This window comes from Streptomyces aureus (genome assembly GCF_001418135.1).
Classification (GTDB): domain Bacteria; phylum Actinomycetota; class Actinomycetes; order Streptomycetales; family Streptomycetaceae; genus Streptomyces; species Streptomyces aureus_A.
In genome coordinates, this window is sequence record NZ_LIPQ01000100.1 from 24678 (window position 1) to 36707 (window position 12030).

At 71.5% G+C, this 12030-nt stretch carries 8 protein-coding genes; 3 read left to right on the forward strand and 5 right to left on the reverse strand.

What is annotated here, in order from left to right; translation table 11 throughout:
* The first annotated feature begins 64 nt into the window (after nucleotides 1-64).
* On the forward strand, nucleotides 65-2368 hold the full coding sequence (locus AOK00_RS10470; protein ID WP_055600033.1) for a heavy metal translocating P-type ATPase: 2304 nt from the start codon (nucleotides 65-67) through the stop codon (nucleotides 2366-2368).
* 384 nt (nucleotides 2369-2752) lie between these two features.
* Here AOK00_RS10470 and AOK00_RS10475 read toward each other — a convergent pair whose 3' ends face one another.
* A complete protein-coding gene (locus tag AOK00_RS10475; protein WP_026057844.1) occupies nucleotides 2753-4042 on the reverse strand; it encodes a citrate synthase in 1290 nt (429 codons plus the stop codon).
* A gap of 179 nt (nucleotides 4043-4221) precedes the next feature.
* The gene (gene recD2, locus AOK00_RS10480) at nucleotides 4222-6417 is read right to left on the reverse strand and encodes an SF1B family DNA helicase RecD2 (protein WP_254047308.1); all 2196 of its coding nucleotides are present in this window, start codon (nucleotides 6415-6417) and stop codon (nucleotides 4222-4224) included.
* Nucleotides 6418-6580: 163 nt separating this feature from the next.
* Between recD2 and AOK00_RS10485 the strand changes: the two genes are divergently transcribed.
* On the forward strand, nucleotides 6581-7315 hold the full coding sequence (locus AOK00_RS10485; RefSeq protein ID WP_055600035.1) for a hypothetical protein: 735 nt from the start codon (nucleotides 6581-6583) through the stop codon (nucleotides 7313-7315).
* Nucleotides 7316-7376: 61 nt separating this feature from the next.
* Here the strand turns inward: AOK00_RS10485 and AOK00_RS10490 are convergent, their stop codons facing one another.
* Genes AOK00_RS10490 through AOK00_RS10500 form a run of 3 tightly spaced genes read right to left on the reverse strand, consistent with a single transcriptional unit; the run spans nucleotide 7377 to nucleotide 10494 of the window.
* Nucleotides 7377-8180 (reverse strand): sugar phosphate isomerase/epimerase family protein, encoded by an 804-nt coding sequence (locus tag AOK00_RS10490; RefSeq protein ID WP_055600036.1) that lies wholly within the window; start codon nucleotides 8178-8180, stop codon nucleotides 7377-7379.
* Nucleotides 8180-9346, reverse strand: coding sequence for a dihydrodipicolinate synthase family protein (locus AOK00_RS10495; protein ID WP_055600037.1), 1167 nt, complete (start codon nucleotides 9344-9346; stop codon nucleotides 8180-8182). The genes AOK00_RS10490 and AOK00_RS10495 overlap by 1 nt, the downstream gene beginning before the upstream one ends.
* On the reverse strand, nucleotides 9343-10494 hold the full coding sequence (locus tag AOK00_RS10500; RefSeq protein ID WP_055600038.1) for a Gfo/Idh/MocA family protein: 1152 nt from the start codon (nucleotides 10492-10494) through the stop codon (nucleotides 9343-9345). The genes AOK00_RS10495 and AOK00_RS10500 overlap by 4 nt, the downstream gene beginning before the upstream one ends.
* A 109-nt stretch (nucleotides 10495-10603) precedes the next feature.
* Here AOK00_RS10500 and AOK00_RS10505 point away from each other — a divergent pair, with 109 nt between their 5' ends.
* Nucleotides 10604-11650 carry a LacI family DNA-binding transcriptional regulator gene (locus AOK00_RS10505; protein WP_055600039.1) on the forward strand — a complete coding sequence of 349 codons (1047 nt, stop codon included), beginning with the start codon at nucleotides 10604-10606 and terminating at the stop codon, nucleotides 11648-11650.
* The last annotated feature ends 380 nt before the right edge of the window (nucleotides 11651-12030 follow it).

Here is a 12030-nt window from a genome sequence, read left to right on the forward strand (position 1 = left end):
CCGTCCACACGCCGCAGGGCCGTACCGTTACCGGGTACGGCCCTGCTCCCCTTTGGAACCGCACATGACCTCCAGCACCACCGCACCCCCCGTCGATGTCGCGGTCACCGAGCTGACGATCGGCGGGATGACCTGCGCCTCGTGCGCGGCCCGCGTCGAGAAGAAGCTCAACCGCCTCGACGGGGTGACCGCGACCGTCAACTACGCCACGGAGAAGGCGCGGATCGAGCACCCCCCGGAGGTCGGGGTCGACGCGCTGATCGCCACCGTCGTCAAGACCGGCTACACGGCGGAGGAACCCCCGCCGCCGGAGCCCGAGCCGACCGCCGCACCGGAGGAGCAGGGGCCTGCCCCGGACCCCGAGCTCGCCGCCCTCCGGCAGCGGCTCACCGTCTCCGCCCTGCTCTCCGCGCCCGTCGTCCTGCTCGCCATGGTCCCGAGCCTCCAGTTCGACAACTGGCAGTGGCTCTCCCTCACCCTCGCCGCCCCCGTCGTCGTCTGGGGCGGGCTGCCCTTCCACCGGGCCGCCTGGACCAACCTCCGGCACGGCGCCGCCACCATGGACACCCTCGTCTCGGTCGGCACCCTCGCCGCCTTCGGCTGGTCGCTCTGGGCCCTCTTCCTCGGCGACGCGGGCATGCCCGGCATGCGGCACGGCTTCGACCTGACCGTCGACCGCTCCCAGACCTCGTCCGCGATCTATCTGGAGGTCGCGGCAGGGGTCGTCACCTTCATCCTCCTCGGCCGCTACCTGGAGGCCCGCGCCAAGCGGAAGGCGGGCGCGGCGCTCCGGGCCCTGATGGAACTCGGCGCCAAGGACGTGGCCGTCCTGCGCTTCGAAGGGGGCGAGCGCGAAGCGCTCTCGGCCGAGGGGGGCGGCGGGCGACGGACGGGCACCGAGGTGCGCGTGCCGGTCGCCGCGCTGCGGACCGGCGACCTCTTCGTCGTACGGCCCGGGGAGAAGATCGCCACCGACGGCACCGTCACCGAGGGCGCGTCGGCCGTCGACGCCTCCCTCCTCACCGGCGAGTCACTGCCGCTGGACGTCGCCGCGGGCAGCGACGTCACCGGCGGCTGCGTCAACGTCTCGGGCCGGCTCGTCGTCCGGGCCACCCGCGTCGGCGCCGACACCCAGCTCGCCCGGATGGCGAAGCTCGTCGAGGACGCCCAGAACGGCAAGGCCGAGGTGCAGCGGCTCGCCGACCGGATCTCCGCCGTCTTCGTGCCGGTCGTGCTGCTCATCGCGCTCGGCACCCTCGTCACCTGGCTGCTGCTGACCGACGACCCGACGGCCTCCTTCACCGCCGCCGTCGCCGTCCTGATCATCGCCTGCCCCTGCGCCCTGGGCCTCGCGACCCCGACCGCGCTCATGGTCGGCACCGGCCGGGGCGCCCAGCTCGGCATCCTGATCAAGGGCCCCGAGGTCCTGGAGTCCACCCGCCGCGTCGACACGATCGTCCTCGACAAGACGGGCACGGTCACCACCGGCCGCATGCGGCTCGCCGGTGTGCGCGTGTACGGCGGAAAGTACGGCACCGACGCCACCGACGAGACCGAGCTGCTGCGGCTGGCGGGCGCCCTGGAGCACTCCTCCGAGCACCCGGTGGCCCGCGCGGTCGCGGCCGGCGCCGCCGAGCGCTGCGGGGAGCTCCCCGTACCGAAGACCTTCGAGAACGTCCCCGGACTCGGCGTCCGCGGCTCGGTCGACGGCCACCTGGTCCTCGTCGGCCGTGCCGCGCTGCTGACGGCGGAGGGCGTCGACGCGCCGGCGGGTGCGGAGCCCGGCGCCGTCCACGTCGCCTGGGACGGGGTCGCCCGGGGCACCCTGACCGTCGCGGACACCGTCAAGGACACCAGCGCGGAGGCGGTGGCCCGGCTGCGCGGCCTCGGGCTGCGGCCGGTCCTCCTCACCGGGGACCACCGGGCGGTGGCGGAGGCCGTGGCGGCGGAGGTCGGCATCGACGAGGTGATCGCCGAGGTGCTGCCGGAGGAGAAGGCCGAGGTGGTCCGGAGGCTCCGGGCGGAGGGCCGGACGGTCGCGATGATCGGCGACGGGGTGAACGACGCGGCGGCCCTCGCGACGGCGGACCTGGGCCTGGCGATGGGGACGGGCACGGACGCGGCGATCGAGGCGAGCGATCTGACCCTGGTACGGGGCGACCTGCGGGTCGCGGCCGACGCGATCCGGCTCGCCCGCCGCACCCTGGCGACGATCAGGGGAAATCTGGGCTGGGCCTTCGGCTACAACGTGGCGGCGCTGCCGCTCGCGGCGGCCGGACTTCTGAACCCGATGATCGCGGGCCTGGCGATGGCCTTTTCGTCCGTCTTCGTCGTGTCCAACAGTCTTCGTCTCCGCCGCTTCACGTGAATTCACCCACGCGTGACGCACAGGACCTTCACAAAGAGACCTAGATCACAGATATTGGGGGGTAACCATCTGGGCTGTTCGCGAGTCTAAGTGGGCGATGCCGAGAACGTCTTGGGGGACGTTCATGGAATGTCTTGGGGGACGTTCCAGGCAAGCGTTGGCCGGGGCACGTGCACCGGGGAGCTTTGAGCGGCCCTCCCGTACGTACCCCGGCAGACCGCGCCGCGCCGACCCGCGTAGCTTCTGCGACACCCGCAGACGCCCGGCCCGGATCCCGTGGGGGGAATCCGCACCGGGACATGGGAAGCGCCCCGCTCGTCGACCCGTGGGGGGATCGACGGCGGGGCGCTTCCTCTTTTTACGAGAGCGTCCGAGGCGAAGGCTCTAGCGCGCCTCGACCGGGACGAAGTCGCGGAGGACCTCGCCGGTGTAGATCTGGCGCGGGCGGCCGATGCGGGAGCCGGGCTCCTTGATCATCTCGTGCCACTGGGCGATCCAGCCGGGCAGGCGGCCGAGCGCGAAGAGCACGGTGAACATCTCGGTCGGGAAGCCCATCGCGCGGTAGATGAGGCCCGTGTAGAAGTCCACGTTGGGGTAGAGGTTGCGCGAGACGAAGTACTCGTCGGAGAGCGCGTGCTCCTCCAGCTTGAGCGCGATGTCCAGCAGCTCGTCGGACTTGCCGAGGGCCGAGAGGACGTCGTGCGCCGCCGCCTTGATGATCTTGGCGCGCGGGTCGAAGGACTTGTACACCCGGTGGCCGAAGCCCATCAGGCGGACGCCGTCCTCCTTGTTCTTCACCTTGCGGATGAAGGAGTCGACATCGCCGCCGTTGGCCTTGATGCCCTCGAGCATCTCCAGGACCGACTGGTTGGCGCCACCGTGCAGCGGGCCCCACAGGGCCGAGATGCCGGCGGAGATCGAGGCGAACATGTTCGCCTGCGAGGAGCCGACCAGACGCACGGTGGAGGTCGAGCAGTTCTGCTCGTGGTCCGCGTGCAGGATCAGCAGCTTGTCGAGCGCGTTCACGACGACCGGGTCCAGGTCGTACTCCTGCGCCGGGACCGAGAAGGTCATGCGCAGGAAGTTCTCGACGTACCCGAGGTCGTTGCGCGGGTAGACGAACGGGTGGCCGATCGACTTCTTGTACGCGTACGCCGCGATCGTCGGCAGCTTCGCGAGCAGCCGGATCGTGGAGAGGTGACGCTGCTCCTCGTCGAACGGGTTGTGGCTGTCCTGGTAGAAGGTGGACAGCGCGGAGACCACCGAGGACAGCATCGCCATCGGGTGGGCGTCCCGCGGGAAACCGCGGAAGAAGTTCTTGACGTCCTCGTGGACGAGCGTGTGCTGCGTGATCTCGTTCTTGAAGGTCGCCAGCTCGTCGACCTTGGGCAGCTCACCGTTGATCAGCAGGTACGCCACCTCAAGGAAGGTGGAGCGCTCGGCCAGCTGCTCGATGGGGTAACCGCGGTACCGCAGAATCCCCTGCTCACCGTCGAGGTAGGTGATCGCGGATTTATAGGCGGCGGTGTTGCCGTATCCGCTGTCCAGGGTGACCAGACCGGTCTGGGCTCGGAGTTTCCCGATGTCGAAGCCCTTGTCGCCGACGGTGCTCTCGACCACCGGGTAGGTGTATTCACCGTCCGCGTACCGCAGTACTACAGAGTTGTCGCTCACGTCATCCCTCACCGACGTAGTGCCTCTTCTTCGAGGTGCCCTGACTGTCTCTACCATCCCCCATTTGGCTCAGGAGAGTGCACTCGGGGTCGACCATTGGGCCAATCGGCGGCACTCAGTGCCGCCAACCTTCATATCCTGCCCCCTTCGCCCCGGTTCCGGTAGTCCTCCGTGATCTTTCACACGGGGGCACCGCCTGCGAGCCGGAAGGCGAGTGCGGTAAAGCGTCTGCCCGCGGAGACCGTCCGGACCGCCTGGGCGATCGCCCGCCGGGAGCCCACGAGGACCACGAGCTTCTTCGCCCGGGTCACGGCCGTGTAGAGCAGGTTCCGCTGAAGCATCATCCAGGCACTCATGGTGACCGGGATCACCACGGCCGGATACTCGCTGCCCTGCGAACGGTGGATGGTGACCGCGTACGCGTGGGCGAGCTCGTCCAGTTCGTCGAAGTCGTACGGCACCTCCTCGTCCTCGTCCGTCCGTACCGTCAGCTTCTGCTCGACGAGGTCCAGCTGGGTCACGACGCCGACGGTGCCGTTGAAGACGCCGTTGGCCCCCTTGTCATAGTTGTTCCTGATTTGGGTGACTTTGTCACCTACGCGGAAGACCCGGCCGCCGAACCGCTTCTCCGGCAGATCGGGGCGGCCCGGGGTGATGACCTGCTGCAGCAGTCCGTTGAGCGAGCCGGCGCCGGCCGGGCCCCGGTGCATGGGGGCGAGGACCTGCACGTCACGGCGGGGGTCGAGGCCGAACTTGGCCGGAATCCGCCGGGCCGCGACGTCCACGGCGACCCGGGCGGCGTCCTCGGTCTCCTCCTCGACGAAGAGGAAGAAGTCCGGCAGGCCCTCGGTCTTCGGCGGGGTGCCGGCGTTGATCCGGTGCGCGTTGGTGACGACGCCGGACTCCTGCGCCTGACGGAAGATCCGGGTCAGCCGGACCGCCGGTACGGGGCTTCCCGGGGCGAGCAGATCGCCGAGGACCTCGCCCGCGCCGACCGACGGGAGCTGGTCCACATCGCCCACCAGGAGCAGATGGGCCCCCGGTGCCACCGCCTTGACCAGCTTGTTCGCCAGGAGCAGGTCGAGCATGGAGGCCTCGTCGACCACGACCAGGTCCGCGTCGAGCGGCCGGTCCCGGTCGTAGGCCGCGTCGCCGCCCGGCTTGAGTTCGAGGAGCCGGTGGACGGTGGAGGCCTCGGCACCGGTCAGCTCGGCGAGCCGCTTGGCCGCCCGCCCGGTGGGAGCGGCGAGAACGACCTTGGCCTTCTTCGCGCGGGCCAGCTCCACGATGGAGCGGACCGTGAACGACTTGCCGCAGCCGGGGCCTCCGGTGAGCACGGCGACCTTCCGGGTGAGCGCGAGCCGGACGGCCTCCTCCTGCTCGGGCGCGAGCGAGGCCCCCGTCCGGTCCGCGAGCCAGGCGAGGGCCTTGTCCCAGGCCACCTCCCGGAAGCCCGGCATCCGGTCCTCGTCGGCCCGCAGCAGCCGCCGGAGCTGTCCGGCGAGCGACAGCTCGGCCCGGTGGAAGGGGATCAGGTACACGGCGGTGACCGGCGTCCCCTCGGGACCCGGCACCGTCTCCCGTACGACCCCCTCGGGGTCCTCGGCCAGCTCGGCGAGACACTCGATGACAAGCCCGGTGTCGACCTGGAGGAGCTTCACCGCGTCGGCGATCAGCCGCTCCTCGGGGAGGAAGCAGTGCCCCTGGTCGCTGGACTGCGAGAGGGCGTACTGCAGGCCGGCCTTCACCCGGTCGGGGCTGTCGTGGGGTATGCCCACGGCCTGGGCGATCTTGTCGGCGGTGAGGAAGCCGATGCCCCAGACGTCGGCGGCGAGCCGGTAGGGCTGGTTCCGCACGACGGAGATCGAGGCGTCCCCGTACTTCTTGTAGATCCGGACCGCGATGGAGGTGGAGACGCCGACGTCCTGGAGGAAGACCATCACCTCCTTGATCGCCTTCTGCTCCTCCCAGGCCGCGCTGATCTTCTTCGTGCGCTTGGGGCCCAGGCCCGGGACCTCGATCAGCCGGCCGGGGGCCTCCTCCAGGATCTGGAGGGTGTCCAGGCCGAAGTGCTGGGTGATGCGATCGGCGAAGACGGGGCCGATGCCCTTGACGAGACCCGAGCCGAGATAGCGGCGGATGCCCTGGATCGTGGCGGGCAGCAGGGTCGTGTAGTTCTCGACGGTGAACTGCTTCCCGTACTGCGGGTGCGAGCCCCAACGGCCCTCCATCCGCAGCGACTCCCCCGGCTGCGCCCCGAGCAGCGCCCCGACGACGGTGAGCAGGTCCCCGGACCCGCGCCCGGTGTCGACGCGGGCGACCGTGTACCCGCTCTCCTCGTTGGCGTAGGTGATCCGCTCCAGGACACCGGTCACTTCACAAACACCCTGGCGACCGCCTTGCTGCGACTCAACTCCCCTACCGGGCATGCCCCACCTGGCTTCCTGCGTCTCCGATGCCTGGGAGGCTATCGCCCGCCACCGACAGAGCGGCCGTCCCGTGGTTTCTCGCAGCCGCAGGTGTGATGAGATCCCCGGTATGACGGATTGGCCGCGACTGAGCCACGCCTACGGCTCCGCCGAAGACGTGCCCGCCCTGCTGGCACGCATCGCGTCCGAGCCCGAGCCGGGGCTCTGGAACGACCTGTGGTCCGCACTCTGCCATCAGGGCAGCGTCTACTCGGCCAGCTTCGCGGCGCTGCCCTGGCTGGCCGACATGGCTGACAGCGAAGACCGGGTTCAAGCCGTGAACGCCCTGAACCTGGCGGGTGCCATCATGGCCGGCGCCGAGCAGCCGCACGGAGCCGGCGACGTCCGCACACAGCACTCGGCGGACATCGCGAACCTGCTGGCATCGGTGAACCGCCATCTCCGGACGGCGACCCATCGCACCGAGTACATCGATCTCCTGGAGTCCATGCTCGGCTTCGAGGGCATCGCGGGGTGGAGCGAGGACCTGGCTTGGGGGCTCGGGAACGAGGAGTACGAAGTCTCCTGTCCCGGCTGCGAAACCGAGCTGTTCATCGTCCTCGGTGAGCCCGGGTTCTTCTGCACCGGCGAGGACTACGCGCTGTCGGACGACAGCATCGAGACCCGGCCGCTCCGGCCGACGAGTCCCGCGGGTCTGGAGGGCCTCGGTCGGCGTCTTCACGACATCGCGCTCACCGACGGGCAACACGACGTCGCACACCTGCTGACCTTCGTCTTCGGGAGCGCGACGTGCCCGGACTGCGAGACCGACTTCTCCGTGGCCGACCGAGTCACGAACCCCTAGGCCCTGTCCTTCGGGTTCGGTGGACCCACCTGGGTGGGTGACCGTCCACCCGCCCAGGTCCTCACACCGCCAGGAAGGCCTCCAGCGTCTCCTCCAGGACCTCGACGCCGTCCCTCGACCACAGGGCGTCGTTGAAGATCTCCACCTCCACCGGGCCCGTCCAGCCCGCCTTCTCCGTCAGGTCGGCCCAGGCCCGCAGGTCGATCGCACCGGTGCCCAGCTGGCCCCGGCCGGTCAGGACGCCGGCCGGGAGGGGGGTGGTCCAGTCGGCGAGCTGGAAGGAGTGGATGCGGCCCGACGCGCCCGCGCGTTCCACCGCCGCCGGGGCGCGGTCGTCCCACCAGAGGTGGTACGTGTCGACCACCACGCCCACCTGCTCGGGCGGGAAGTGTTCGGCCACGGCCAGCGCCTGGTCCAGGGTGGAGACCGCGCAACGGTCGGCGGCGTACATGGGGTGGAGGGGCTCGACGGCCAGGCGGATTCCGCGTTCGCCCGCGTAGGGGGCCAGGGCGCCGATCGCCTCGGTGATGCGGGCGCGAGCCGAGGGCAGGTCCGGGAAGGCGGGGGTGAGGCCGCCGGAGACCAGGACGACGGTGTCCGTGCCGAGCGTGACCGCCTCGTCGATCGCCGTACGGTTCTCCTCCTCCCAGCCGTCCGAGGTGAAGAACCCGCCGCGGCAGAGGGTGGTGACCGTCAGGCCCGCGTCCCGCACGAGGGCGGCCGCCGCCTCGACGCCGTACTCCTGGACCGGCTCGCGCCACAGTCCCACGCCCGGGATGCCGAGCCGGACGCAGTGGGCGACGAGGTCGGGGAGGGACAGCTGCTTGACGGTCATCTGGTTGACGCTGAAACGGTCGAGGTTCATCACAGGCCTCCCTGGACCGTCAGGAGGGAGCGCATGCGCGACTCCGCGAGCGCCGGGTCCGGGAACAGGCCCAGGCCGTCCGCCAGTTCGTACGCCTTCGCGAGGTGCGGCAGCGAGCGGGCGGACTGCAGGCCGCCGACCATCGTGAAGTGGTCCTGGTGGCCGGCGAGCCAGGCGAGGAGGACCACTCCCGTCTTGTAGAAGCGGGTCGGCGCCCGGAAGAGGTGCCGGGACAGGGCGACCGTCGGATCGAGGGCGGCACGGAAACCGTCCACATCGCCCGTGTCGAGAGTCCGTACCGCCTCCGCCGCGAGCGGCGCCAGCGGGTCGAAGATGCCCAGCAGGGCGTGGCTGAAGCCCTGCTCGTCCCCCGCGATCAGCTCCGGGTAGTGGAAGTCGTCGCCCGTGTAGCAGCGCACGCCCTCCGGGAGACGGCGGCGCAGTTCGACCTCGCGCCGGGCGTCCAGGAGGGAGATTTTGATGCCGTCGACCTTGTCCGGGTGTGCGGCGATGACCTGGAGGAACGTCTCGGTCGCGGTGTCCAGGTCGGCCGAGCCCCAGTACCCGTCGAGCGCCGGGTCGAACATCGGGCCGAGCCAGTGCAGGACGACCGGCTCGCTCGCCTGGCGGAGGAGGTGGCCGTACAGATCGAGGTAGTCCTCCGGGCCCGACGCCGCCGCGGCGAGGGCGCGGGAGGCCATCAGGACGGCCTGGGAACCGGTCTCCTCGACGAGCGCGAGCTGCTCCTCGTACGCCTTGCGGACCGCCGCCAGGCCGGCGGGGACGGTGAGCCCTTCCGGTCCGGCGAGCTGGTCGGTGCCGACGCCGCAGGCGATCCGGCCGCCGACCGCCTTGGCCTCCGCCGCGCTGCGGCGGATCAGCTCGGCCGCCCCCGTCCAGTCGAGGCCCATCCCCCGCTGCGCGGTGTCCATGGCCTCGGCGACCCCGAGGCCGTGGGACCAGAGGTGGCGGCGGAAGGCGAGGGTGGCGTCCCAGTCGACCGCCGCGGGCGAGTCGGGGGTGGTGTCGGCGTACGGGTCGGCGACGACGTGGGCGGCGGAGAAGACCGTTCGGGAGGTCAGGGGGCCGCTCCCGCCCAGGGTCGGCGGCTCGGTGCGCGGCGCGTACTCCCGTACGCCGCCGCCGGTTTCGGGCAGGCGGATCACAGGCTCACCTCCGGGACGTCGAGGCGACGGCCCTCGGCGGCGGACTTCAGGCCGAGTTCGGCGAGTTGGACGCCGCGGGCGCCCGCGAGGAGGTCCCAGTGGTACGGCTCGTCGAGGACGACGTGCCGCAGGAAGAGCTCCCACTGGGCCTTGAAGCCGTTGTCGAACTCGGCGTTGTCGGGGACCTCCTGCCACTGGTCGCGGAAGGGCTCGGTCGCCGGGATGTCCGGGTTCCAGACGGGCTTGGGCGTCGCCGAGCGGTGCTGGACGCGGCAGTTGCGCAGTCCGGCGACGGCGGAGCCGTGGGTGCCGTCGACCTGGAACTCGACGAGTTCGTCGCGGTTGACGCGGACGGTCCAGGAGGAGTTGATCTGGGCGATGGCGCCGCCCTCCAGCTGGAAGATGCCGTAGGCGGCGTCGTCGGCGGTGGCCTCGTACGGCTTGCCCTGCTCGTCCCAGCGGCGCGGGACGTGGGTGGCGACCTGGGCGGTGACGGAGGTGACGCGGCCGAAGAGCTCGTGGAGCACGTACTCCCAGTGCGGGAACATGTCGACGACGATGCCGCCGCCGTCCTGGGAGCGGTAGTTCCAGCTGGGGCGCTGGGCGTCCTGCCAGTCGCCCTCGAAGACCCAGTAGCCGAACTCGCCGCGTACGGACAGGATCTCGCCGAAGAAGCCGCCGTCGATGAGGCGCTTGAGCTTGAGCAGGCCCGGCAGGAACAGCTTGTCCTGGACGACTCCGTGCTTGACGCCCTTCCCGGTGGCGAGCCGGGCGAGCTCAAGGGCGCCGGCGAGGTCGGCGGCCGTGGGCTTCTCGGTGTAGACGTGCTTGCCGGCGTGGACGGCCTTGGTGATCGCCTCGGCGCGGGCGGAGGTGACCTGGGCGTCGAAGTAGATGTCGACGGTGTCGTCGGCGAGGACGGCGTCGAGGTCGGTGGACCACTCGGTGAGGCCGTGGCGCTCGGCGAGCGCGCGCAGGGCGGGCTCGCGGCGGCCGACGAGGACCGGCTCGGGCCAGAGGGTCTCGCCGTTGCCGAGGTCGAGGCCGCCCTGTTCGCGCAGGGCGAGGATCGAACGGACCAGATGCTGGCGGTAGCCCATGCGCCCGGTGACGCCGTTCATGGCGATGCGGACTGTCCTGCGTGTCACGAAAAGTTCCTCTCCCGGTGTTCCGCGCCTCGATAGAAAGCGCTTTCCATCGGCGATGACGCTAGCCTGCCGACATCGCCGTCGACAAGGCCCTGGAGGTACGCACACGATGACCGTCACCCTGGCGGACGTGGCCGCTCGCGCACGGGTCTCGCCCGCCACCGTGTCCCGCGTCCTCAACGGCAACTACCCGGTCGCCGAGTCGACCCGCGAGCGGGTCCTGCGGGCCGTGGACGAACTGGACTACGTGCTCAACGGGCCCGCCAGCTCACTCGCCGCCGCCACCTCCGACCTCGTCGGCGTCCTCGTCCACGACATCGCCGACCCGTTCTTCGGGATCATGGCGAGCGCCGCGCAGAGCTCCATCGGGGAGGGCGGATCGGGGCGCGGCGGCGGCGAGAAGCTCGCCGTCGTCTGCAACACCGGCGGCTCCCCCGAACGCGAGCTGACCTACCTCACGCTGCTCCAACGGCAGCGGGCCGCGGCCGTGATCCTCATGGGCGGCTCCCTGGAGGACCCCGCGCACCTGGCGGCGACGACCGGCAAGCTGGCCAAGCTGGCGGAGGCGGGGACCCGGGTCGTGCTCTGCGGGCGCCCGCCGGTCACCGGCGACGCGAACGCCGCCGCGCTCGTCTTCGACAACCGGGGCGGCGCGCGCCGCCTCACCGAGCACCTGCTCGAACTCGGCCACCGGCGCATCGGTTACGCGGCCGGCCCGGCCGACCGGACGACGACCCGGCACCGCCTGGAGGGCCACCGGGCGGCGCTCACGGCGGCGGGGGTCGCGGAGGGGCCGACGGTCCACAGCCCGTACGACCGGCAGGCCGGCTACCGGGCCACGGCCGAGCTCCTCGCCCGCGACCCGGACCTCACGGCGGTCGTCGCCGCCAACGACACGGTCGCCCTCGGCGTCTGCGCGGCCCTGCGGGAACGCGGCCTGTCGATCCCGGGCGACGTGTCCGTGGCGGGCTTCGACGACCTCCCGTTCTCGGTGGACGCGGTCCCGTCCCTGACGACGGTCCATCTGCCGCTGCACGAGGCGGGGACACGGGCGGGCCGCCTGGCGATGGGCACGGAGGACCCCCCGGCGGGCGGCCTGGCCCGCGTCCCGGCGGAGCTGGTGGTACGCGGGTCCACGGGGCGGCCCCGGGAGTAGGCGGCCGACCCGCCGGGCACCGGCGAGGGCCGGCTGCCGGCCCCCGGCTCCCGGCTCCCGGCTCCCGGCCCCTGACTCCCAGGCCGCGGCTCCCGGCTCCCGGCCCTTGACTCCCAGGCCGCGGCCCCCGGCCCTCGGCCCTTGACCCTCGGACATCACCCGGGAGACGAACATCAGGCCCACCGGACACCGGCGGGGCCGAATTCGACGCGCGCAGCGCCCGGCCACCTCGACGCCGCGCCCGGCCCGACTGCTTGGACACCGCGCCCGGCCCTGTCGTTTTGGCGCCTCTCCCCATCGCCGCACCGCCCCGCCGCCGTGCCGCACCTCTCCCATCGCCGTACCGCCACCTTCCCCATCGCCGTACCGCCGTACCGCCG